Here is a 22,452-nt window from a genome sequence, read left to right on the forward strand (position 1 = left end):
AACTATGGGGCATCGAGTACGAGTCTGGTCGTATCGGCCCGCCCAGAAGTTGCATACTCGGAGTTATGGCTCTGGGCGGCCGTCAGAGTTAAGGAGGGCTGTCGGCCGGTGTCTCTCACTGCGCGAGCAAGGTGTGCCTTACGTCACCGGTAATGCGGCGGCGTTCGGCGACGGTGTGGGTCGGCGCCGTTCGACCTTCTGCGACGGCGATGCGGCGTTCGTTGCGGATGGCGGCGCGGACGGCGAGGTTCTCGTGGCCGCGGGCGATGAGGAGACGGATGGTCGCCGTCACGCCGTGGACGGCGAGTTTGAGGGCGGTCCACCAGAAGACGAGCATGCCGAGGTAGAGCCATTCGGTATGTCCGAGGCGGACAGCACCGTAGCAGCCGATCCCGACGACGAAGTACAGGGCGCCGAGGAGCACGGCGGGCACGCCCCAACGGTAGCCTCGCCGCGTGCGTAGGAGCGTGACGAGTCGATTGCTGGGGAGCCACCGCTGGCACCAGTTGTAGACGGCGGCGGCGGGGCGCATGGCGAGTGAGATGAGGAACATCAGGGGCCTCCTTCAACGGTCGAGCACATTCGTGCTCGGTTGTGTTGTTGGTGGCTGGGCCCCTTCGCACCGATGGTGCGTCCTGAATCCTGAAGCATGTAATTGCCCGCCGGGTGCTGTCGATGGTACCGGGTGTTGCATGGTGCCGCTAGGGCTTCCTTCTTGCGGTGCATCGGGTCCGTGCAGGGATGTTACAGGTCGCGGATGTGCGGGCGCGAGGCGTGCAGCACGCTTGGAGCTGCCGGGGCCTTTGCTGTGTGCAACATGCTGCGGGGGCTTCGTGTTGCGGGTGTGATGTGCGGGCTGTTGTGCGCGTGCGTGTTGCGGAGCACGTTCGCCTCGCCATCGCGTATGGCGGGCGCGGTGCCGGGGTGTTTCGGCTCCGGTCGCCGTTGTCGGCGGTGTGAGCGCCGGTGGTGGTGAGGCTCGATCCCTGTTCGGCCGTAGCGCGAGCTGTGGAGTTGCGCGCGTGGTGATTTCTCGGGCCCGGGTCGATGTCTCGGCAAGTTTCAGGCGCGGGCGCGCGTGCGGTGTCGGCTGTTTTATCGAGCGAGAGCGGGATCGCTGCGTAGCGGCGGCGAGGTCGCATCGACGCGGGCGCGGAAGAGGCTTCTGCCGCAATAATGCTCGATCGGCGTGTAAATGCAAGACGTGTATCCGACTGTGAGAAGAGCGGGTGCGGAGCGTGGTGGAGGAGGTCCGCGGGGCCGGTTTCGGGTCGAGCGGAGGCGGAGCTGGCGCCGGGTGCTGGGTGCGTGGGCTGGTCATGGTGCTGGCGGCGAGGGTCGGGCGCAGGGTGCGGTGTGAGAGGGGTTCGGGCGGTGCCGACCGTGGCTTGGTAACGCGGTCGGCGCCGTCCGGGGGTGCTGGCGGTTACTCGTCCACGGTGGGGGCGAGGTCGTCGGCGCTGGTGATGAGGCGGGCGATGCCCGCTTGGATGAGGAGGTGGCATCCCGTGCTGGTGGTGCTCGTGATCGGGCCGGGCACTGCTCCCACGGTGCGCGCGAGGCGGTGCGCGGTGTGCGCGACCTGGGGTGCGCCCGAGCGCGCTCCGGCTTCCACGATCACGGTTGCAGCGGCGAGCGCTGCAAGGATGCGGGTGCGTGCAACGAACCGGGAGCGGGTCGGTGCAACACTCGGCGGGGTCTCGGTGAGCACGAGGCCCTGCTCGGTGACCTGATGTAGCAGGCCGGTGTTGCCTGCCGGGTAGGGGCGGTCGATGCCGGATGCGAGGACGACGATGGGGTGTCCGGATGCGGCGAGGGTTGCGCCTGTGGCGACGGCGTCGATCCCGTACGCGCCTCCGGTGATGATGCTGCGCCCGGTACTGGTGAGGTCGTGGGCGAGTTCGGCGGCGGCGTGGTCGCCGTAGCTCGTGGCGGCTCTGGCTCCGGTGATCGTCACGGCTCGGGCGGGGGTGCCGGTGAGGAGGTCGAGGTCTCCGGATGCCCAGAGAGCGACGGGGCGTTCCGTGCCGAGGTCGTCGAGCCCGGTGGGCCATTCCGGGTCCGTGGGGATGAGTACCCGGTGGGTGCCGTCTGCGGCGCTGTCGAGGGCGTCGATCACGGTCTGTTCTGCGATGGCGGGCGGGAGCGTATCGAGGGTGTGCTGGACGACGGCGGGGCCGTTGGTGCCGGTGAGACGGACGGCGGGCGGGTTCGGTTCGCCGGGGATGGTCAGACAGGCCAGCGCGATGCGTGCGTAGCGTTCCTGCTGGTCGGGGTCGGCGGTGATGCGGTCGAGAATCTGGGTGCTCATGATGTCTGCTCCTGTGAGGTCGCGAAACGGAAAGAGGGAGCGGGGCCGGTCACCGACGGCGATGCGATGGCCGGCCCCTGTGGTTATTGACGGCGGGTCAGGCGGCGTCTGCGACCTCGGCCCCAGCGTCGGTCGCGTTGTCCTCGTCTGTGCCGCGTGCCTCGGTGGCGTCGGCGGCGTCCGTCTCGGTGGACGGCTCCTCGTCGTCGGCGGGGTTCTCGAGCGCGGTCACGTCCTCCGGCCCGTTCTCCTCGTCGTCGGCGTCACTGGTTGCCTCGTCCTCGTCCGTGCCGCTCTCCTCGTCGGCGGCATCCGTTTCCTCGGTGGGGGTCGGAGCGTCCTCGCCGGGGGTGGCGCTGTCGGGGTCGGTGATGAGGGTTTCGACGTCGGAGAGGGTGTATCCCCATGCGGCGAGCTGGTCGAGGTACTGGCGGATGGACTCGTTGGGGTTGCGCCAACTGTTCTTGTCGGTTGCCGCTTCCATAGCGCCGAGTGCGACGGCGAGCAGTGCGTGTCCGGCCTTGGTCGGGGTGGCCTGGGTCATCGCGGCGATGGGGTGCGGCTGCCCGTAGTGGCGCTGACCGTCGAGGCCCAGGAGGGTCGCGGCCATGTCGTGCCCGTCGTTTGCGGCGCGGGCGACCTCGTAACGGCTGTCCGCGATCACGGTTGCCGCGAACGCGAGCGCCTGAGAGGGCAGACGCTTCCGGCCGAGCAACTTGGTCACCCATGCGCGGCGCACCTTCTCCGCGCTGACCCATGCCTTGTTGTTCGCGACGACGCGGCGACGTTCGGCCTTCTCCTCCTCGGTCATCGCCCCGGATCGGGTGGTGGGCTGGCTGTGCCGGATGGAGGTCAGGCCGTGCTCACGCCAGTTCACAACGACGTGCGCGACGTCGATGCTCCCCCACCGCTCCCCGATAGCGACGGCGTGCCCGTCCTTCCCGGCGTAGTTCTCCTCGGTGACGCGCTCGCCGTCGGCGGTGAGGAGGTCATGGAAGAACGCCACGTCCTCGTCGCCCCATGCCGGGTAGTCCACGACGATGTATCCGTCTGCTTCGTACTGGGCGCGCAGGGCCGCGATTTCCTCCTTGGTGGCCTTGTCGTCCAGGTGCCGCTGGGCGTAGTGGTCGAACGATTCCGGGTCGCGTGCGGCGATGCTGGTGAGTTCGGCCAGCGCGTCCGGGTCGTCCTCGAACTCGGTGAGTATGAGTGCCTGGTCGAGGGTGAGGGCGTGCTGGGTGACGGCGGTCTTGGCGATGTCGCTTTCGGCGACGGCAAGACCGGTCTTGACGGTGGTGCGCTTGGTGCCGGTCTGCTTGGCGATCGCGGTGACGCTCATCCCGTCCAGCGCCAACTGCCGCCATGCCTCGGCCCGGTCGGTGTCGGTGAGGCCTGCGCGGTGTTCATTGGTGATGTACTGCTGGATGATGCGGATGCGCTTCTCGTCGGAGGCGTCCACGACGTAGACGGGCACGTCCTCGGCGTCTGCCTCGCGGGCGGCGAGGGTGCGGCGCTGGCCGTCGCGGACGATGATGTTTCCGTCCTGGTCGGGGTGAGCGAGGATGGGCACGATCACGCCGTGGAGCTTGATCGAGTTGACGAATGCCCGGTCGAGGTCGACCTGTGAGCGGATGTTGTCCTCCACGACGAGGGCGTGGGGGCTGATCCGGCGAACCTCCGGTCCTTGCACGGCCTCCTGGGCGGGGGTGAGGTCTGCGGCCTGGGTCGGGGTGGTGTCGATGATGGTCATGGCTTTCGGTTCCTTTCCTGAATCCCGGAGGGCCGTCACACCCGGTGGTGTGGCTGTTCCCTCCCTGCCATTGCCTTTCGGCACATGCCGAGAAAAGGGGCCAGGAATGAATGCGCAAGGCCGAAGAGTCAAAAAATCTCCTCCCCCACGCCAGGGGAAGGAGATCTACTATCGGGGAGATTTTTTGCGTGCCTTGCGCAGAAGGGAATGGTCCCGCACAATCAAGCAGCCGAAAGGCAATCCGCAGGATTGCCCAACCAGTGCTGCCACCGCGTCAGCGGTGACCGCCTGACTTTCCGTGCAGAAGCGGCGACAGCGCCAGCCCGCAACTCGGGAGGAATCTGGACACGCGACGGCGAACAGGATGAGCGGCGGAGAGTAGCGAGAGGGCGATGGCGGCTCGGGAGTGCCGGGCACCCGGGATGGTTACTCGCGGGACAGCAGCAGGTTCCCGAGGTCACCTCCAGCACGGACTTGTGGGGTGTGACGCGCGCACCTGTCCTCACGAATAGCCGATCCGAGCGTGGTCGGTGCGGACGTGAAGGCGGTGGTCTGAGTGGCCCGAATGAGACGTTCACCGGCCGAGGTGCAGGCGGCGCGTGAAGCCAAGCTCGACGAGATGGCGGAGAAGCTCGAGACTGCCGTCGCGGGGCTGACGACGGGTGAGGATTGGAAGAGGGCAATCGAGTTCGCGGCCCGGTTCAGATCTCGGAGTTTTCGGAACACACTGCTGATCTACGCCCAGCACACCGACGCATACGAACAGGGACGAGTATCGACGCCGGTGCCGACGTACGTAGCGGGGTTCAACCAGTGGAAACAACTCGACCGGTCGGTCGACAAGGGCCAATCCGGGTACATGATCTACGCCCCGGTGATGGGGCGATTCGCGTCGAAAGATCCCTCCGATCCGATGTCGTGGCGCAGACTGCAAGCCCGGGAGAAACCTGCAGCAGGCGAGGTGGTGCGTTCGAGGATCGTCAACGTGAAGCCCGCCTACGTGTGGGATGTGACGCAGACCAGCGGGTCGGAGATCCCGGAGCGGCCAATGCCGCGGCTGCTCGAAGGAGAGGCGCCGGCCGGGCTGTGGGCGGGGCTCGCCGCCCAGGTCGCGACGGAGGGATTCGAGTTGCAGGACGCGGTGGATGCGACTTCCATCTGGGGAGCGAATGGCGTGACGATCTACGACACGAAGGTTGTCGCAGTTCGCGCGGACATGGACGATGCAGCGCGGGTGAAGACGCTGGCGCACGAACTCGGGCACGTCCGCATGCACGACCCGGCTGAGGCCGTCACCCATCATCGAGGCATCCGAGAGGTAGAAGCGGAGTCGGTGGCGATGATGATCGGCGCGGCGCACGGCATGGACACCAGCGACTACACGATTCCCTACGTCGCGACGTGGGCGCAGTCGGTGGCGGACAAGGAACCGGTGGACGTGGTGCGCGAGACCGGCGAGCGGGTGCGTCGCGTGGCACTGGAAATCCTCGACAAGCTGCCGGATGCGGGCATCGGCGATGGGTACCCGCCCGGGCTTGACCGCACCGGCCCCGACGCTGAACGGGAGACGTCGCGGGCCCGGACGGTGGAGTTGGGTACGGCGACTCCGGTGCGCACGACGGCGACGGTCGACGTCTCCGTGCCGGCGCTGTGACGGGTATGCCGCAGCGTCGGATGGGTGCCTGGGTCGTCGGTGCCTCGATCATCGGCACGGTGCTGCTGGGAGTCGGCGCGTTCTGGCTATCGTTCACCGCGCTCGCGGACCTCGCGTCCCGCGCGGGCACCGCGGTGGGGCTCGCGTGGGTATGGCCGTTGATCGTGGACGGGGTAATCGTCATCGCGACGATGTCGGTGGTCGCCTTGTCACCGTATGGGCGGGCGGCGACCCGGTATCCATGGCTGCTGTTGGCCGGGGCGGCGCTGGTGTCGATCACGGCGAACATCACGCACGCACTGGTCGCCGCTGACGACACCGTGCCCGGCATAGTGGCGGCACTCGTGGCATCGGTGCCACCGATCGTACTGCTTGCGGCCACGCACTTGACCGTGGAGCTGGGCCGCTACCGCCGCGCCGTGCCGACCGTCGGTGAGGATGCCGATGTCGTCCCGGCCACGACCCTGATGCAGGAAGGGAGGTTGGAGCGTACGCCGGTTCGAGCGTTGGCGTCCGGAACAGTGAGCACAGCAGTCACAGCGGAAGACACGCACGCGGCATCATCTACGCCGAGCCGGGCGCCCGCGGATATGGGCGGGCCTGAAGAGGCGATCCGATTGAGCAAGCGGGGTCTGTCGAACCGACAGATCGCGTTCGAGCTCGGTGTCCATCCGACGACCGTCGGACGGTGGCTGAAATCAGTCGAGAAGCGGTCCGAGACCGCAGTGGAGAAAGAGGAGGAATCATGAACACGGCTGACGACGAGCGGTACATCCCGCTGAAGCAGGATGGCAGGGATTCAGTAGTGACTGTGGCGTCTGAACGAACGGCCGGGCCGGAGCATGTGGAGACGGCGCAAAGGGATTCGGACGCGCTGGCTCGCTTGTCGGACCCGGCGTTGGCGGCGCGTCGGGAGCGCATCGCCGCTCAGGTGAAGGATCGTTCGCGGCTGACGTGGATGCCCGCATCGGAACTGATGCGACACAGCAGCCAACGTGCCGCGGACGCGATCAGTCACGGGCAGGAGAGACTGCACCGGGCTGTGCGGGACGCCACGGTAGCCGGTACAAGGAAGGTGGCGCAGGCCGTCGGCGAGCGGGTACGAGAGTTGGGCACGCCCCGCCCCGTCATCGGGCGACCGCAGCAGAGCGAACCTGTGGTGACTCGTCAGAGCATCTGAGCGGCACCGCGTCGGAGACCGACGCCTTGTGCACTGCGCAGCGGAGGGCCAGTCGATCCGGCGGGCGCGTCGAGTTCGCTGATGTGCGGGAGGTCAGACGCGACATACGCAACTTTTGGTCTTTGGGGTCCAGTCTGCGTCTAGGGTGGTCTACAGGGCGGCCCTACGCTGTCCGGCGAGGCCGTGAGGACGGTGGACACATTGAACGTGACTAGCCCGGGCCACGTAACCGGGAATCTGAATTCGCAAAGCAGGCGAAGCCCCAGCGAGCGAAGCAACACGGATGCTCTCACTCGACCACAGCGCGGCGAGCGTTGCAGTGAGCCCCTTTCCACGCTGCTCGACCGGGTGCCAATAGGCTGGACCCGTGTTGTCTACAACGGACGTCCCTACGGACTAGCTCGAACGGAGCACGCAGGCGGACGAAGCGTCAGCATCTACGCCGAGGAACTAGGGGGAAATGATCTAGTCAGCGCCAATGTGTACCGGACTCAGGACGCTGACTGCCTCCGGGCCTGTGAGATGCCTGACGCAAAGGTTCTCGCATTCCTACGCGGGTGGTCCCCGGGGTGACAAAGGGTCTCGCCGCCGCTCTCCTCGCCGTCGTCGCGCCGATCGCCGCGCGGCGATGCCCGGAGAAAGCGCTCGTTCTCAGCGCCACCGACATTGTGCTGGAACGTCCACGGAACCGCGATCATGGTGACTGGGCCAGCAGCATCGCCATGAAGATCGCCAAGCGTCTCGGTGCGGACCCGTACGAGCTGGCGCGGGAGATCGCCGAGGAGCTCGCCTCGGCCGACGGCATCGCGTCGGTCCAGGTGGCGGGACCTGGCTTCATCAACATCCGCGTCGAGGCGGGAGCCGCGGGCGCTCTCGCGAAGACGATCGTCGAGGCGGGCGTCGACTACGGCCGCAACGACACGCAGATCGGCAACACGATCAACCTCGAGTTCGTGAGCGCGAACCCCACGGGCCCGCTGCACATCGGCCACACCCGCTGGGCCGCGCTGGGCGACAGCATCGGCCGGGTGCTGCAGTTCTCGGGCGCGACGCTGGCGCGCGAGTTCTACATCAACGATGCCGGCGTGCAGATGGACCGCTTCGGCGCCTCCGTGCTGGCCGCGATAAAGGGCGAGTCCACGCCCGAGGGCGGTTACCCGGGCGAGTACGTGACGGAGCTCGGTCGTCGCGTGCTCGAGGCGCGTCCGGACATCCTGAGCCTGCCGGCCGACGAGCAGCTCGTCGCCGCGCGCGATGACGCGTACGCGCTGCAGCTGACGGAGATCGAAGGCTCGCTCGCGAAATTCAACGTGCACTTCGACGTGTGGTTCTCGGAGCGCGTGCTGCATGCCGCGGGCGAGGCGGGAGGGCCGGGCCTCGTCGACCGCGCCGTGGACCGGCTGCGCGCGCAGGGCTACGTCTTCGACCGGGACGGCGCGGTGTGGGTGCGCACGACGGACTTCGGCGACGACAAGGATCGCGTCATCCGCCGCTCCAGCGGCGAGTACACCTACTTCGCCGCCGACGCCGCGTACTACCTGAACAAGGGCGACCGGGGGTTCGCGCACAAGATCTACCTGCTCGGCGCCGATCACCACGGCTATGTGCACCGCCTCAAGGCGCTCGCGGGTGCGGTGGGCGAGGACCCCGAGAAGGACGTCGAGATCCTGATCGGCCAGCTCGTCTCGATCGGCGGTGCCAAGCTCTCGAAGCGCGCGGGCAACATCATCGAGCTCGATGACCTGCGCGAGTGGCTCGGCACCGACGCGCTGCGCTACTCGCTCGCGCGCTACCCGGCCGACTCGCCGCTGTCGCTCGACCCCGACCTGCTGCGCAAGCGCACGAACGACAACCCCGTGTTCTACGTGCAGTACGCGCACGCCCGCACGCACAACGTGGCCCGCAACGCCGCCGACGCGGGCGTCGACCGCTCCAAGTTCGCCCCCGAGCTGCTCACGCACGAGACCGAGTCGGCGCTGCTCGGCGCTCTGCAGGAGTTCCCGCGCGTCGTGGCGTTCGCCGCCGAGGTGCGCGAGCCGCACCGCGTTGCCCGCTACCTGGAGGAGCTCGCCGGCCTGTACCACCGCTGGTACGACAACTGCCGCATCACTCCGCTCGGCGATGACCCGATCGAGAGCGTGCACCGCACGCGTCTGTGGCTGAACGACGCCACCGGACAGGTGCTGCGCAACGGCCTCGGCCTGCTGGGTGTTTCGGCGCCCGAGCGGATGTGGCCGACTACCTGAGTGCTTGCGCGGAAGATGCCCGCCCAGAGGGGCCGCCGGGTGATCGATCAGCTCCCTCTGACGTGAGGCCGCGCTCTCCTGCACCCCTCCTCTATCGGGAGTGAAGGAGGCGCTCGCTCGCCGCCCAGAGGTCGCGCGCGAGTGTCTCGTCGTAGGCCTGGCGGTTGGCTCGGCGGACGCGACGCCGTACGAAGTACTCGCCGGATGGGTAGTCGGTTCCGGCTTCAGCGTCTGCGAGCCAGACGAGCGTGTCGGCGCCTTTGTCCGGGGTCTGGAGGATGCGCCGTCCGATCCAGGTCTGGTAGACGAGACGGAGGCCGGCGCCGGCCTCGGTGGAGAAACTGGTCGCGATGTTGCCTGGGTGGAACGCGGCACTGGCCAGGCCGCGGTCTGCGTAGCGGTGGTGCAGTTCCCTGGTGAACAGGATCTGCGCGAGCTTTGCGTTGCCGTACGCGGTAACGGGGCTGTACCGCTTCTGACCGTTCAGGTTCGCGAGGTCGATGCGCCCATAAGCGCGGTTCGCGACGCTCGAGGTGTTGATGACCGAAGCGCGGGATTCGATCAGCCTCTCCATGAGCAGGCTCGTCAAAAGGAATGGTGCGAGATAGTTCACCTGGAAGGTAACTTCATGCCCGTCGATGGTCAGTTGCCGGTTCCTGCCGAACACGCCACCGGCGTTGTTGGCCAGGACATCGATGCGCGGGTGACGTTCGAGGAGCAGGTGCGCAAGCGCGCGCACCTGCTCGAGTTCTGCGAAGTCTGCCACGTGGAACTCCTGCTCGAGCTCTTGCGCAATCCGCTGCGTCTTCTCGCGGCTGCGTCCCACGAGAACGATCCGATGGCCCCGTGCGGAGAGGGCGCGGGCCGCTGCCGCGCCGATGCCGTCACTGGCTCCCGTGATGACGATGACTTTTCGTGTGGGCATCCTGCAGCCCGCCTTCCCGGGACTGTAGTCCCCTACATGACACTGTAGTTTCAGTTTCGGGATGACAGTAGCATGAGTGGCATGCTTGAGGATCCTCGCCCACCTGTTCGACCGACCGCTCGGGCTCTTGCGCGAAGCGCGGTGGCGAACCATGTCGCGGAGACAGCCTTCGAGCTCTTCGCGGACCGCGGATACGAGAGCACGACAGTTGACGACATCTGCATTGCTGCAGGAGTCTCCCGCAGCTCGTTCTTCCGCTACTTCCCGACGAAGGAACAGGCACTGCTCAGGCGAGTAATCGGCTTCGGCGAGGAGATGCGCGAGGCACTGGAGAAGCGCCCCGAGGTTGAGACGCCGTGGACCGCACTGCGCCGTTCGCTCGATCCACTGCTCGCGATCTACAGCACGGACCCCGACCGCGCGATGCGCGTCGCACAGATGCTCACCGGCACGCAGGCTCTCGCCGTGCACCACGCGACAAAGGTCGCGAGTTGGCGCGACACGCTCGGCCCCGAGGTCTCACGCCGACTGGGCAACCAGTCGGACGACCCCCGCGACCCCCGCCCGGGGGCTTTGATCGCCGCGACGTTCGGATATCTCGACGCCGCGATCGCCGCGTGGGCTCAAGGAGACGGAGCCCTGCCACTCGCAGCCGTCCTCGATCACGCCATGGCGGCCATCGGCAGCGATCCCACCTGACGCGCCCCGCCAGCCAGTGGCCGATCCCTGCCCCGATTAGCCGATCTCTGCATGCTCTGCGCTCACTCGTAGATATTTAGAGACGGTCGGTCTAAATTCGCTGTCATGACCGACATCGCAGCTCGACCCCGCCGGGGACGCCCCCCGAAGATCCCTCGCGAGCACGGGGACACGCGCGAGGCGCTGCTGCGTTGCGGCATGGCGGTGCTGACGATGCAGGGCATCAGCGCGACCGGCATCGACACGGTCCTGAAGCGCGTCGGCGTGCCGAAGGGCTCCTTCTACCACTACTTCGACAGCAAGGACGCGTTCGGGTTCGAGGTGCTGCACCGGTATGCGGGCTACTTCGCCCGCAAGCTCGACCGATGGCTGCTCGAAGAGGGCCCATCTCCGCTGGAACGCCTGGCGCGGTTTGTGAACGACGCCAAGGCCGGCATGGTGCGACATGACTTCGAACGAGGTTGCCTGGTCGGCAATCTCGGCCAAGAGGTCTCCACCCTTCCCGAGGGCTACCGTGAAGCGCTCGAAGACGTGCTGCGCGACTGGGAGCGTCGCGTCGCGGCGTGCCTGCGACTGGCCGCAGACGCAGACGAGATCCCGCCCGGCTCCGACTGCGACGAGCTGGCGTCCTTCTTCTGGGTGGGCTGGGAAGGCGCGATCCTTCGCGCCCGCCTGACCCGCGACGTCCGACCGATGGGCGTCTTCTTCGCCGGCTTCCTCGCATCCATCCGTTTCCGTCCCGAGGGAGCATGATGTTCAGCGCAATCTCCATCGCCAAGGCCGACGCCGGATACCAGGCAACGCTGCGCGAACTCGACGACAGCGAGCTACCCGACGGGGACGTCACGGTTCGCGTGTCGTACAGCGGTCTGAACTACAAGGATGCCCTCGCGATCACGGGGAAGGCGCCGGTCGTGCGTCGCTTCCCGATGGTGCCCGGGATCGACCTCGCCGGGGTCGTGGAACACAGCGACAGTCCCTCCTATGCGCCTGGTGACCGGGTGCTGGTGAATGGGTGGGGCATCGGCGAGACGCACTGGGGCGGCCTCGCCCAGCGAGCTCGCGTGAGTGCGGACTGGCTCGTGCCGGTTCCTGATGCGATCTCGGAGCGGCAGGCGATGTCGATCGGCACGGCCGGATACACGGCGATGCTCTCCCTCATGACCCTCGAATCGCATGGCCTCACCACTGATTCGGGTGACGTCCTCGTCACGGGCGCGAACGGTGGGGTCGGCGGGTTCGCGATCGCGCTGCTGGCATGCGGCGGCTACTCGGTCGTCGCGTCGACCGGCCGTCCCGCTGAAGCCGACTACCTGCGCCGCCTCGGCGCTACGACGATCATCGACCGGACAGAGCTATCCGAGCCCGGCCGGCCGCTCGGCAAAGAGCGCTGGGCGGCTGCGATCGACTCCGTCGGCAGCCATACCCTCGCCAATGCCTGTGCCGGGACGAAGGCGGGCGGCGCCGTCGCCGCATGCGGGAACGCACAGGGCATGGATCTACCCGCCACCGTCGCGCCGTTCATTCTACGCGGGGTGCGTCTGCTCGGCATCAACAGCGTCACCCAACCTCACGACAAGCGCGTCGCAGCGTGGAACCGCCTGGCCGCAGAGCTTGACCTGGACCTGCTGCCCGCTATGAGCCGCGAGGTTGGCCTGAGCGAGGCCCTCTCCGTTGCCGATGACCTTCTGGACGGGCGCGTCCGCGGCCGGATCGTCGTCGACGTGAACCGCTGACCATCCCCAAGACCACACAAACGAAAGAAGAAGATCATGACGAAGATCACCGTGCTCGGAGCCGGCGGACGTATCGCAAGACACGCCATCGCCGCACTGCTGGAAGAGCCTGCCAACGAGCTGACCCTGTACCTGCGTCGCCCGGGGAGCCTGGCTGACGTGCCCGCCGACCGCGTCCAGGTGATCGAGGGCGACGTCCTCGATGAAGACCTCCTCACGCGTACCGTCACGGGGCAAGACATCGTGTACGCGAACCTCGGCGGGGGCGACATCGAAGCTCAGGCCCGCGCCGTCGTCGCAGCGCTGACCGCCGCGGGAACGCGACGGTTGATCTGGATATCCACCCTCGGCATCTACGACGAGGTGCCCGGCGAGTACGGCAAGTGGAACCACCGGATGCTCGACGGCGGATACCTGCAGACCTACAGCGCCGCCGCGAAAGTGATCGAGGAGTCCGACCTCGACTACACGATCATCCGTCCCGCCTGGCTGTCAGATGACGACGAGGTCGACTACGAGCTGACCCAGAAGGATGAGCCCTTCCAGGGCACCGAGGTGTCCCGCAAGAGCGTCGGCGCGCTCGTCGCCGAACTCGCCAAGAACCCGGCCGACAGCGTCGGCGCCTCGCTCGGCGTGAACAAGCCCGGCACCGACGGCGACAAGCCCTCCTGGTACTGAACGGACCATGCCATGACCGCTCTAGACTCACTCACCAAGGACGGCTTGTCCCTCGGGATCGAGCTGCCCCTGGACAACGACCTCGCTCGACGAGATGTCTCGGGTCAGGGTCTCTTCCCTGATCTGACCCGGCATCAGGAGAGGGCACAGCTCGCCGACCGGCTCGGATTCCAGGCCCTTTGGCTCCGGGACGTGCCGATGTGGCGACCGCGTGACTTCGGCGATGCCGGACAGATCTTCGACCCCATCCCCTACCTCGGCTACCTCGCCGCATCGACCGAGCGCATATTGCTCGGCACGGCAGGGATTGTGCTCCCGCTGCGGCACCCTGTGACGCTGGCAAAGGAGGCCGCCACCGTCGACGCTCTCTCCGGTGGGCGGCTGCTGCTCGGCCTCGCCTCGGGCGACAGGCCGGGCGAGTACCCGTTCTTCGGAGCCGATTTCGATCGCCGTGGAGAGACCTACCGCGAAGGCGTGCGTGTCATGCGTGAGATCTGGGAGCAGGCGGCGCAGGGCCGGATCGATCAGGACTCGTTCCTGCCCGCCCCTGTGGACGGGACGATTCCACTGATCGGGATCGGTGGCGCGCAGCAGTCCCCGGCGTGGGCGGCCGAGAATCTCGACGCGCACATGACCTACCACCGTGCAGGCCCGCAGATGCGCGCCGTCGCCGCGCAGTGGCGGGCGATATCGCTCAAGCCGTTCATGACGAACCTCTACCTCGACCTCGCTGAGAACCCGGATGCACCCTTCGAGCCCATCCGCCTCGGCGCACGGGTCGGCACCACCGGTCTCACCGATTACCTCACGGGACTGGCCTCGGCAGGGATCGCGCACATCAACCTGGTGCTGCGGCCGGGACGCAGAGATGTCGAGGACGTCATGGAAGAGATCGGACAAGACGTCATCCCCGCCCTCCGAGCCCGAACCGCATCAGAGCCAGCCGGCGCAGACATCCGATCGTGACCGAGTCCACCGAATCAAGAAACCAACGAGCAGGGAGAACGATTGATATGAGCAGCACAGACACCATCGCCACGACCGCGAGCGACCCGACGGCGGTTGTCGCGACCGCGCAGTTCCTCACGCCCGTCGTGCTCGGCCTTCAGGCACTGACGATCAACGCCAAGCAGGCGCACTGGCACGTGCGCGGCGCGAACTTCGTCGGCGTCCACGAGTTGCTGGACACCATCGCGAGCAACGCGGGCGATTTCGCCGACGCGGCGGCGGAACGCATCGTCGCGCTCGGGCTCCCGCTCGACGCCCGTGTGAGCGCTGTCGCCGAGAAGGGCGCCGTCACAAGCGTCCCGGCGGGATTCGCGAGCTCAGACGACCTCGTGCATGCCGTGATCGCGGACATCGACAGTCTCCTCGCCGATGTCCGCGCAGCGGTCGATGGCCTCGACGGCATCGACCTGACCAGCCAGGACGTCGCGATCGAGATCCAGCGCGGACTCGACAAGGACCGCTGGTTCCTCGTGTCACACGTCGCCGCCTGACCGATGTCCCGAGGGGCGCCTCTCACCGATCCGGTGAGAGGCGCCCCGAGTGTTACGCCGTGCCAGCGAACGAGACGAGCTAGTCGAGAATCGCGGTGACTTCGAGCTCGACGAGAACGTCGGGCTCGAAGAGGTAGTCGACCCCGATGAGGGACGCAGGCGGCAGGGGCTGCGGCAGTTCCAGCTCCTCAGCGACGCGCGCGATCCCGTCCATGAAGGGCGCGATCCTCTCAGGTGCCCAGTCGGTGACGTAGAACGTCATCCGAAGCACATCCTCGAAGGACGCGCCCGCGCCGGTGAGCGCGCGAGCGGTGTTGCGCAGCACCTCCGCGACCTGGCCTGCGAGGTCCCCGGCCGCGAGGGGCTCTCCCTCTGCGCTGCGGGCGACCTGCCCGCTGATGTGCAGATGGCGCGTACCGGTGCCGACGGCGACATGATCGTAGGGCGTGCCGGGCTGAAGGCCGGCAGGGCTGAAGCGTGCAACTGACATGGAAGGTCCTGTTCGTCCGTAGTGGTTTACCATTGATACCTGGTAGGCGAAAGACACTTCAAGGAGACCTGGTTACATGGGCGATACCGCCGTGCGCGAGGACGAGCTGCGTATCGCAGCGCCGCACCGCGAGTTGCTCGACCAGGTGCTCGATAAGTGGTCGCTCAGCGTCCTCAACGAATTGTGCGAACGGCCGTCTCGATTCAACGCTTTACGACGTGCCATACCCGGCGTGACGCAGAAATCCCTCACGGCGACGTTGCGAAGGCTGGAGCGGAACGGTGTCGTGCAACGTCGGGTCATCAGCACACGTCCGGTGTCCGTCGAGTACCGGATCACGACGCTGGGCAAGACGTTACGGGCGCCAGTTGACGCGCTCATCGCCTGGGCGGATGAGCAACTGCCGGCCATCGAACGAGCACGCATAGCCTTCGACGAAGACGAGCAGTAGACGTCAGAACACCTCTCCCATCGAGGCTCGGCAGTAATCCGACTCAGCGATCTGCCGGATCGTCCGGTTCTGCGCCGTCCCTGTCTCTCATCCCGGCGTCAACCATGCCCATCGTCGCATCGAACTGCGTCATGACCAGCGCCGCGGTGCTCGCGAAACCGCATGCGAGAAGGATGAGCAGTGAGGGCACGAAGTCATCCGGTGCGGGCACCCAGCCGCCCAGTGTCCACGGCAGGACCATGGCGATGACGATGCCGAAGCTCGAGGCCCATTCGTTCACTACGAGAGAGCGAGAGGAGCCGGCCCCGCCTCTCGCGAGGATGCGCCGCCCCGTTTCGACGGTCATCGCGACCAAGAGGATGCCGAGGGCGATGAAGCTCAGCGCGCCCCAGAGAGCATCAAGTGACGCGAGCGCGAGCGGGACGAGCAGAGGGATGGAGTACGCCGTGAACACCCAGCGAATCGATGAGCGAAAGTACCGGTCCGCGGCCTCCGATGCCGCCAGCCGACGATGCATCTCCGAGTCGATGTAGAAGAACACGCCCACGATGAACGTGCCGAGCATCGTGCCCGATACTCCGGCCAGCCCCAAGAGGAAGTCGTTATCCGCGTTCGGCATCATCTGCGTCCCTCTTTCCCACGAATCGAGCAGCCCATGCTGTGGCAGGTTTTCGAGTCACGTCGGCGAGAGCTCCTTGCTGCACGATGCGCCCTGCATCGAGGACGACGATCTCGTCGGCAAGCGCATCGACGTCTTCGCGGTCATGAGTGACGAGGATCGTCGGTCCGCCGAACTCACGCAGATGCACGCCGAGGTCGGCACGCACCTCGTCGCGGAACTCCACGTCCAGAGCCGCGAGCGGTTCGTCGAGGAGCAGTGCTTTCGGTTCGGATGCGAGGGCACGAGCCAGCGCTACGCGCTGTGCCTGCCCGCCGGAGAGTGCGCCCGGGTATCTCTCCGCCAGGTCGATCAAGCCGAAGCGGGACAGCCAACGATCTGCGCTGCGCCGGGCCGCGGGCCACCTGCTGCCGCGGGCTCTGGCGGAGAAGGCGACGTTCTCGCGCACCGTCAGGTGCGGGAAGAGGAGCAGGTCTTGGAACATGACGCCGATTCCACGCTGCGCGGCGGGAAGGGATGCCAGGTCCCTGTCTCCGAGCCGCACTGCCCCGTCCACCTCCGTGAAACCCGCGATCGCTGCGAGGATGCTGGTTTTTCCGGCCCCGTTCGGACCGACAACCGCGAGTACACGGCCGGGCTCTGCTCTGAGTTCGATGATCACGTCGAAAGCGGGGCGTCGAATACGTGCGGAGATCGTCAGCTGTGCAGTCATACGGTTCCTGGCAGCCATCGGTCGCGGAGCGCGAGGAGAACGCTCAGCGATACGGCAAGCAGCACGAGGGCGAGTGCGATCGCGGTGTCGGGGTCGGAGTTCATCGCGAGATAGGAAGCAATCGGGAGTGTGCGCGTCACACCCGGGAAGGAGCCCGCGAACGTGATGGTCGCGCCGAACTCGCCAAGCGCGCGGGCGAAGCAGAGCACGGCACCGGCCGCGATCCCGGGTGCCGTCAGCGGTACGGTCACGAGACGAAAGATCTGCCACGGGCTGGCACCCAGCGAAGCAGCCGCAGTCTCGCTGCGACGGTCTGCCGATCGCAGCGCGCCTTCGACGGCGAAAACGAGGAAGGGCATAGCCACGAACGTCTGCGCGAGCACGACGGCGCCGGTGGTGAAAGGGATGGTGACGCCAACCTGCGTGAGCCATTGCCCGAGGAGTCCGCGCCGACCCAGCAGGAGAAGCAAAGCGATGCCGCCGACGACGGGAGGCAGCACCAGCGGGACGGTGATCGCCGCACGCAAGAGGCGCCGCGGCAACACCCGCCAGCGAACGGAACGGCTCAGCAGCACCGCCAGCGGGATACCGAGGACGAGGCTGAGGCCGGTCGACAACGTCGCCGTGAGCAACGACAGCCCCAGAGCCTGCAGAACCTCCTGTCGGACGAACAGCCCGGCGAGATCACCCCAGGGTGCGCGCAGGATCAGTCCGAGCAGCGGCAGAACGAGCAGCGCGAGACCGACTACGCCGAGAGCGAGGACGACCGGCTGCAGCCGTTCACGGGGCCGCGAAGCCGGCATCCTCGAAGACCTGACGTGCCTCATCCGAGCGGAGGAAGTCGATGAATGCCTGCGCGGCGTCCGGGTTCGTCGCCTCGGCGAGAAGGGTGAGCGGGTACTTGTTGATCACCTGCTGCGCCTCGGGCACGTCGATGCCCTCTACGGCACTTCCTGCTGCGACGACGTCGGTCACGTAGACCAGCGCGGCGTCGACCTCACCGAGAGAGACTTTCGTCAGAGCGGCGCGGACATCCTCCTCGAGAGTGTCCGGTTGGGCCTGGACTCCGGATAGGTCGAGCAGCGACTGCGCTGCAGACCCGCACGGCACTGCGGTATCGCACAATGCGATCGTCAGTTCGGGCCGGGCGAAGTCGGCGAGACCGGTGATCCCGGCGGGATTTCCCACGGGAACCGCGATCTGCAGTGTGTTGGTGACCAGCACTCCCGGGTCGACCGCCAAGCCAGCATCAACGACGGACTGCATCGTCGCCTCATTCGCCGAGAAGAACACGTCAGTCGGAGCACCAGAGATGATCTGCTCGGCAAGCGCCGACGACCCGCCGTAGCTAGCGGCGATGTCGACATCCGCGTTCGCATCCTCGAATCTCTCCGCGAGGACGTCCATCACGTCGGTCAAGGACGCGGCGGCCAACACCGTCACCGTTCCGGAGATCATGTCATCATCGCCCGCTCCGGCATCGGACTCATCGTCTATTGCGCCGGGCGATGAGCAGCCGGCGAGCAGAAGGATGGCGGCGAACGCGGCAAGAAGAGAAGGGGCGCGCAAGACAGGAACTCCTCTGGGAATCGGCTGGTCAGGCGAACGAAGTCCGCGACCTGTCTCAACCCTCCCGCAGCCGAGCTCGTGGGAATGGTCTGCGACTGCGGGAGTTTGTCTGCTCCCTGCTGTCTCGACGCTCCCGGCCTCGTCTGCTGGGGCCGGCTCCCTAGCCTGAGGACATGCCAGTCGATCCGCTCTCGCCGATCTTTCAGAGGCAGCGCGTCCTCGCGGAGTTCGGTGTGCCCGCTCAGGAGCGCCTGGCGAGAGCGCATGTGCTCGTGATAGGCGCGGGCGGCTTGGCGAGCACCCTATTGCCGGTCCTTGCTGCTGCCGGCGTCGGCACGCTCACGATCGTCGATGACGACACTGTTGCCGAATCCAATCTGCACCGGCAGACGATGCACACGCCGGGTGACGTCGGCCGCGGCAAAGCTGCCTCGGCCGCCACGAGGCTCGCGGCGCTTGCTCCTGATGCTGAGGTGCGCGCCGTTGATAGGCGTTTCGACGCTGTGACAGCTGAGGATCTGCTGCACGGTGTGGATGTCCTCGTCGATGCCAGCGACAATCCCGCGACGGTGCTGCTGGCAGACCGTGTTGCCGCTGAATGCGGCATCCCGCTGGTGTGGGGATCGGCGCTGGGATACGCCGGTCAGGCCGGAGTGGCGTGGGATGCCAGGGGCACCGATTACCGCGACTTGTTCCCGCACGGCTCCGATTCCGATGCGGACACCTGCGACGTGATCGGCGTGCTGCCGAGCGTCTGCGCCGTCATCGGGGCCTTCATGGCGACCGAGGCGCTCAAGCTGCTCACCGGCATCGGAGACCCGTTGATCGGTCGGGTCGCTGCGTACGACGCCCGCACCGGTCGCACCCGCGAGATCGTCTACCGGCGTGACGAATCCACGCGCGCCGCAGTGCAGACCGCGACGCCCGCTCCGCAGCCCTCGGATCAGAATGATGTCTCCCCCGAAGAACTGCGCGACCTGCTCATGACGTCCGAACCGCCGCTGCTCGTCGATGTGCGAGAACCGTGGGAAGCCGAGATCACGTCGATCCCGGGGAGCGTGCTGATCCCCCTGGGCGAGCTTGCCAGTCGGACTCGAGAACTCGGCACCGGTAATCCGGTGGTGCTGTACTGTCACCGCGGCGGACGCTCGCGTCAGGCGCTCGATCTGCTTCTCCAACTCGGATTCTCTGATGTGCGGCATCTCACCGGAGGAGTCGACGCCTGGGCAGTCCGCGTCGATCCCACGGCGAGCAGGTATTGACATGCTCCGCACACCGGTCGCCGCACACACAGCCCGAGTCCGCGCGCTCCTGAGCGCCGTGAGTCAGCGCACCGTCGAGCAGGTCGCCCTGACTCGTGCACTGGATCGGGTGCTCGCCCACCCCGTACGGACTCCGATAGCTCTGCCCCCGTTCCGGAACTCACAGATGGACGGCTTCGCCGTCCGTGTGACCGACCTTGCGCGGACACCACGCAGTCTGCCGCTGCGGGGTGAGATCCCCGCCGCCCCCGGAACACCTGCGCCGCTTGACCCCGGCCATGCCGTCCGGGTCATGACCGGTGCGCCGATCCCGGACGATGCCGACGCGGTCGTCCCTGTCGAACATGCCACCGTCCACGACGCGACAGTGACGTTCACGCGGAAACCGGACGCCGGAGAGTTCGTACGAGAAGCCGGCTCTGACCTCGCCGCCGGTGATCCTCTACTGCCTTCCGGCCTCCGGCTCGCTCCCCGCCACCTCGCGGCACTCGCAGCCGCCGGACTGGACTCCATCCCCGTTCGCTCGCAAGTTCGTGTCGCGGTGATCTCGACAGGAAGCGAACTGGCCACCCCCGGTGAACCTCTGGCTCCCGGCCAGATCTACGACGCCAACGGCCCCGCGCTCGCCGCAGCGGTGCGGTCCGCCGGTGCCTTCCTGGCCGATGAGCATCGTGTCGTCGACGACACGGCCGCCTTCGCGCGCGCCCTGGACGCCTCGTACGCGGCGGGAGCCGAGATCGTGCTCACCAGCGGAGGCATCTCGGCAGGCAGCTACGAAGTTGTGAGGGAGTTCCTGGAGCCCCTCGGGGCACACATCGATACCCTCGCAATGCAGCCCGGAGGCCCGCAGGCCACCGCCCTCTACAAAGACGTTCCCGTGGTGTGCTTCCCCGGCAACCCCGTGTCCGCGCAGCTGTCATTCATGCTCTTCATCGAGCCGATCCTCCGCGAGACAGCAGGCTTGCCTGCACGCCGACCCGAGCCACGGACCCTGGCCGAACCTCTCACCTCTGTCACCGGCAAACGGCAGTTCCGCCGCGGCGTGGCGTTGCCTGAAGGCCGGGTCGCACCGCTGGGCGGAGCCTCCTCGCACCTTGTCGCCGCCATGGCGGCATCCGACGTGCTCATCGATGTCCCGATCGATGCCGTCACCCTCGACATCGGGACACGCGTGGAGACCTGGAATCTATGAACGAACTGCCGCACCTCGACGATCAAGGCCGGTCGCGGATGATCGACATCGGCGGGAAGGCGATCACTCGTCGCACGGCGATCGCGACCGGCCGTCTCGACACGACACCGGCAGTGCTGGAGCTGCTCGCCACCAACCAACTAAGCAAAGCAGACGCGCTCCCGACAGCGCGGATCGCGGGCATCCAGGGCGCCAAACGCACCAGCGAGCTCGTGCCCCTCGCGCACACGCTGCCCCTGGAGTCCGTCACCGTCGATTTCGAGCTCAGCACCTCATCGGTGCAGATTCGGGCCGCGGTCGCAGCTACGGCGAAGACCGGCGCCGAGATGGAAGCCCTCACCGCTGTCGCCGTCGCCGGTCTCGCCCTGCACGACATGATCAAATCCGTCGATCCGGCCGCAGTACTCGGAGACATCCGCCTCATCGAGAAGACCGGGGGCAAGCGCGGGCATTGGGTTGCAGACGCACCTGAGCCCACAGAGCGCGGACACGCGGTCGTGATCGTCTCGTCCACGAGCACCGCGGCCGGATCGCGCGATGACCTCACCGGGCCGGCGATCTCAGGTTGGCTTCGCGACCGCGGGTATGAGGCAGACGAACCCGTGGTCGTCGCTGACGCGGATATCCATCGGGCGCTCGCGGATGCTCTCACCCGCGAGCCGGCATTGATCATCACGACCGGCGGCACCGGTGTGCATCCCGAGGACCGCACGCCCGAGGCAACGAGCGCGGTGATCCAGAGAGCACTTCCCGGCGTCGCCGAGGCCATTCGGGCAGCGGGCCGTACGACGACTCCGACAGCCTCGCTCAGCAGAGCGCTTGCGGGGATCGCCGGACGCACAATCGTCATCAATCTGCCCGGATCGCCACGCGGCGTACAAGACGGCCTCCTCGCGCTGGAACCGCTCCTGCCGCACCTGCACGACCAGCTGGCCGGTGGCGGACATGCCTGAGCCGATCGGTTCCGTCACCACCGCACCACTGGACAAGACGTGGCTGGAGACACGGATACGCAGCAGGAAGAACGGGGCGGTGGTCACCTTCGAAGGCATCGTGCGCGACCATGACCACGGAGAGGATGTCGGGTCTCTCGACTACGAGGCGCACCCCGACGCAGAACGAGTCCTCATCGACGTGTGCGCGAGGATCGCGCAAGCCACGAACTGCGATGTCGTCGCCGCTCACCGCATCGGGCACCTCGAGATCGGCGACGTCGCACTGGTCGCGGTCGTCGCCGCTCCACACCGGGCGGAGGCCTTCGCCGCGTGCGGGAAGCTCGTCGACGCGATCAAGGCAGAGGTTCCGATCTGGAAGCACCAGCACTTCACCGACGGCAGATCGGAGTGGGTGGGGTTGTAGATACGCAAGAAGCACTCAAGCGCGAAACGCTGAAGACGCAATCACCGACGAAAAGAGGCCGCCAGATGACCGGCATTGAGATTGAACCAGACAGCTTCCATGGCAACGGACTGGCCCCGT

24 protein-coding genes are annotated in these 22,452 nt (G+C 67.0%); 15 read left to right on the forward strand and 9 right to left on the reverse strand.

Going from position 1 to position 22,452, the window contains the following annotated elements; all coding sequences use genetic code 11:
- Positions 1-115: 115 nt before the first annotated feature.
- The 3 genes from J4Z35_RS10050 to J4Z35_RS10060 all read right to left on the reverse strand — a co-directional run bounded on the left by J4Z35_RS10050 (position 116) and on the right by J4Z35_RS10060 (position 4,061).
- Positions 116-553 (reverse strand): hypothetical protein, encoded by a 438-nt coding sequence (locus J4Z35_RS10050; RefSeq protein WP_074040857.1) that lies wholly within the window; start codon positions 551-553, stop codon positions 116-118.
- 873 nt (positions 554-1,426) lie between these two features.
- Positions 1,427-2,311 (reverse strand): DNA-processing protein DprA, encoded by an 885-nt coding sequence (locus J4Z35_RS10055; RefSeq protein ID WP_208065562.1) that lies wholly within the window; start codon positions 2,309-2,311, stop codon positions 1,427-1,429.
- A gap of 97 nt (positions 2,312-2,408) precedes the next feature.
- Positions 2,409-4,061: a ParB N-terminal domain-containing protein gene (locus J4Z35_RS10060; RefSeq protein ID WP_074040859.1), complete on the reverse strand. Its 1,653-nt coding sequence runs from the start codon at positions 4,059-4,061 to the stop codon at positions 2,409-2,411.
- 565 nt (positions 4,062-4,626) lie between these two features.
- On the opposite strand from J4Z35_RS10060, the gene J4Z35_RS10065 reads away from it, so the two are divergent.
- From J4Z35_RS10065 to argS, 4 genes are all read left to right on the forward strand, one after another.
- Positions 4,627-5,715, forward strand: coding sequence for an ArdC-like ssDNA-binding domain-containing protein (locus J4Z35_RS10065; RefSeq protein WP_074040860.1), 1,089 nt, complete (start codon positions 4,627-4,629; stop codon positions 5,713-5,715).
- 20 nt (positions 5,716-5,735) lie between these two features.
- On the forward strand, positions 5,736-6,464 hold the full coding sequence (locus J4Z35_RS10070) for a DUF2637 domain-containing protein (protein ID WP_131941896.1): 729 nt from the start codon (positions 5,736-5,738) through the stop codon (positions 6,462-6,464).
- On the forward strand, positions 6,461-6,895 hold the full coding sequence (locus tag J4Z35_RS10075) for a hypothetical protein (RefSeq protein WP_074040861.1): 435 nt from the start codon (positions 6,461-6,463) through the stop codon (positions 6,893-6,895). The genes J4Z35_RS10070 and J4Z35_RS10075 overlap by 4 nt, the downstream gene beginning before the upstream one ends.
- Positions 6,896-7,509: 614 nt before the next feature.
- Positions 7,510-9,141, forward strand: a complete 1,632-nt coding sequence (argS, locus tag J4Z35_RS10080; protein ID WP_235006311.1) for an arginine--tRNA ligase — start codon at positions 7,510-7,512, stop codon at positions 9,139-9,141.
- 91 nt (positions 9,142-9,232) lie between these two features.
- On the opposite strand, the gene J4Z35_RS10085 is transcribed toward argS, so the two are convergent.
- A complete protein-coding gene (locus tag J4Z35_RS10085; RefSeq protein ID WP_074040862.1) occupies positions 9,233-10,066 on the reverse strand; it encodes an SDR family NAD(P)-dependent oxidoreductase in 834 nt (277 codons plus the stop codon).
- A gap of 141 nt (positions 10,067-10,207) precedes the next feature.
- Between J4Z35_RS10085 and J4Z35_RS10090 the strand changes: the two genes are divergently transcribed.
- The 6 genes from J4Z35_RS10090 (at position 10,208) to J4Z35_RS10115 (ending at position 14,678) form a co-directional block, all read left to right on the forward strand.
- Positions 10,208-10,765 carry a TetR family transcriptional regulator gene (locus tag J4Z35_RS10090; protein ID WP_074040863.1) on the forward strand — a complete coding sequence of 186 codons (558 nt, stop codon included), beginning with the start codon at positions 10,208-10,210 and terminating at the stop codon, positions 10,763-10,765.
- A 198-nt stretch (positions 10,766-10,963) separates the two neighbouring features.
- Positions 10,964-11,518 (forward strand): TetR/AcrR family transcriptional regulator, encoded by a 555-nt coding sequence (locus J4Z35_RS10095; RefSeq protein ID WP_200829338.1) that lies wholly within the window; start codon positions 10,964-10,966, stop codon positions 11,516-11,518.
- Positions 11,518-12,501 carry an MDR family oxidoreductase gene (locus J4Z35_RS10100; RefSeq protein WP_074040892.1) on the forward strand — a complete coding sequence of 328 codons (984 nt, stop codon included), beginning with the start codon at positions 11,518-11,520 and terminating at the stop codon, positions 12,499-12,501. The genes J4Z35_RS10095 and J4Z35_RS10100 overlap by 1 nt, the downstream gene beginning before the upstream one ends.
- A 36-nt stretch (positions 12,502-12,537) precedes the next feature.
- Entirely contained in the window at positions 12,538-13,179 is a 642-nt protein-coding gene (locus tag J4Z35_RS10105; protein ID WP_074040865.1) for an SDR family oxidoreductase, read from the forward strand.
- A 45-nt stretch (positions 13,180-13,224) separates the two neighbouring features.
- Positions 13,225-14,145: a TIGR03571 family LLM class oxidoreductase gene (locus J4Z35_RS10110; protein WP_144860682.1), complete on the forward strand. Its 921-nt coding sequence runs from the start codon at positions 13,225-13,227 to the stop codon at positions 14,143-14,145.
- A 47-nt stretch (positions 14,146-14,192) separates the two neighbouring features.
- Complete coding sequence (locus J4Z35_RS10115; RefSeq protein ID WP_074040867.1) at positions 14,193-14,678, forward strand: DNA starvation/stationary phase protection protein; 486 nt, start codon at positions 14,193-14,195, stop codon at positions 14,676-14,678.
- A 79-nt stretch (positions 14,679-14,757) separates the two neighbouring features.
- On the opposite strand, the gene J4Z35_RS10120 is transcribed toward J4Z35_RS10115, so the two are convergent.
- Positions 14,758-15,168, reverse strand: a complete 411-nt coding sequence (locus tag J4Z35_RS10120; protein WP_074040868.1) for a RidA family protein — start codon at positions 15,166-15,168, stop codon at positions 14,758-14,760.
- Positions 15,169-15,244: 76 nt separating this feature from the next.
- Here J4Z35_RS10120 and J4Z35_RS10125 point away from each other — a divergent pair, with 76 nt between their 5' ends.
- A complete protein-coding gene (locus J4Z35_RS10125; RefSeq protein WP_074040869.1) occupies positions 15,245-15,619 on the forward strand; it encodes a helix-turn-helix domain-containing protein in 375 nt (124 codons plus the stop codon).
- A gap of 43 nt (positions 15,620-15,662) precedes the next feature.
- Here the strand turns inward: J4Z35_RS10125 and J4Z35_RS10130 are convergent, their stop codons facing one another.
- From J4Z35_RS10130 to modA, 4 genes are read right to left on the reverse strand one after another with little or no spacing between them, the layout of a single operon-like run.
- Positions 15,663-16,238, reverse strand: a complete 576-nt coding sequence (locus J4Z35_RS10130) for a hypothetical protein (RefSeq protein WP_074040870.1) — start codon at positions 16,236-16,238, stop codon at positions 15,663-15,665.
- Positions 16,222-16,950, reverse strand: a complete 729-nt coding sequence (locus J4Z35_RS10135) for an ABC transporter ATP-binding protein (protein WP_160126272.1) — start codon at positions 16,948-16,950, stop codon at positions 16,222-16,224. The genes J4Z35_RS10130 and J4Z35_RS10135 overlap by 17 nt, the downstream gene beginning before the upstream one ends.
- The gene (locus J4Z35_RS10140) at positions 16,947-17,753 is read right to left on the reverse strand and encodes an ABC transporter permease (protein WP_200829310.1); all 807 of its coding nucleotides are present in this window, start codon (positions 17,751-17,753) and stop codon (positions 16,947-16,949) included. The genes J4Z35_RS10135 and J4Z35_RS10140 overlap by 4 nt, the downstream gene beginning before the upstream one ends.
- Complete coding sequence (gene modA / locus J4Z35_RS10145) at positions 17,731-18,519, reverse strand: molybdate ABC transporter substrate-binding protein (RefSeq protein ID WP_074040873.1); 789 nt, start codon at positions 18,517-18,519, stop codon at positions 17,731-17,733. The genes J4Z35_RS10140 and modA overlap by 23 nt, the downstream gene beginning before the upstream one ends.
- Positions 18,520-18,692: 173 nt before the next feature.
- Here modA and J4Z35_RS10150 point away from each other — a divergent pair, with 173 nt between their 5' ends.
- Genes J4Z35_RS10150 through J4Z35_RS10165 form a run of 4 tightly spaced genes read left to right on the forward strand, consistent with a single transcriptional unit; the run spans position 18,693 to position 22,332 of the window.
- Positions 18,693-19,781, forward strand: a complete 1,089-nt coding sequence (locus J4Z35_RS10150) for a ThiF family adenylyltransferase (protein WP_074040874.1) — start codon at positions 18,693-18,695, stop codon at positions 19,779-19,781.
- A 1-nt stretch (position 19,782) separates the two neighbouring features.
- Positions 19,783-20,973, forward strand: coding sequence for a gephyrin-like molybdotransferase Glp (glp, locus tag J4Z35_RS10155; protein ID WP_074040875.1), 1,191 nt, complete (start codon positions 19,783-19,785; stop codon positions 20,971-20,973).
- Entirely contained in the window at positions 20,970-21,926 is a 957-nt protein-coding gene (gene moaCB / locus J4Z35_RS10160) for a bifunctional molybdenum cofactor biosynthesis protein MoaC/MoaB (protein ID WP_074040876.1), read from the forward strand. Before glp ends, moaCB begins: the two co-directional genes overlap by 4 nt.
- Positions 21,919-22,332, forward strand: coding sequence for a molybdenum cofactor biosynthesis protein MoaE (locus J4Z35_RS10165; protein ID WP_074040893.1), 414 nt, complete (start codon positions 21,919-21,921; stop codon positions 22,330-22,332). Before moaCB ends, J4Z35_RS10165 begins: the two co-directional genes overlap by 8 nt.
- Positions 22,333-22,452: the final 120 nt, after the last annotated feature.

The sequence above is a fragment of the Dermacoccus sp. NHGro5 genome (genome assembly GCF_017565385.1).
GTDB lineage: Bacteria > Actinomycetota > Actinomycetes > Actinomycetales > Dermatophilaceae > Dermacoccus > Dermacoccus nishinomiyaensis.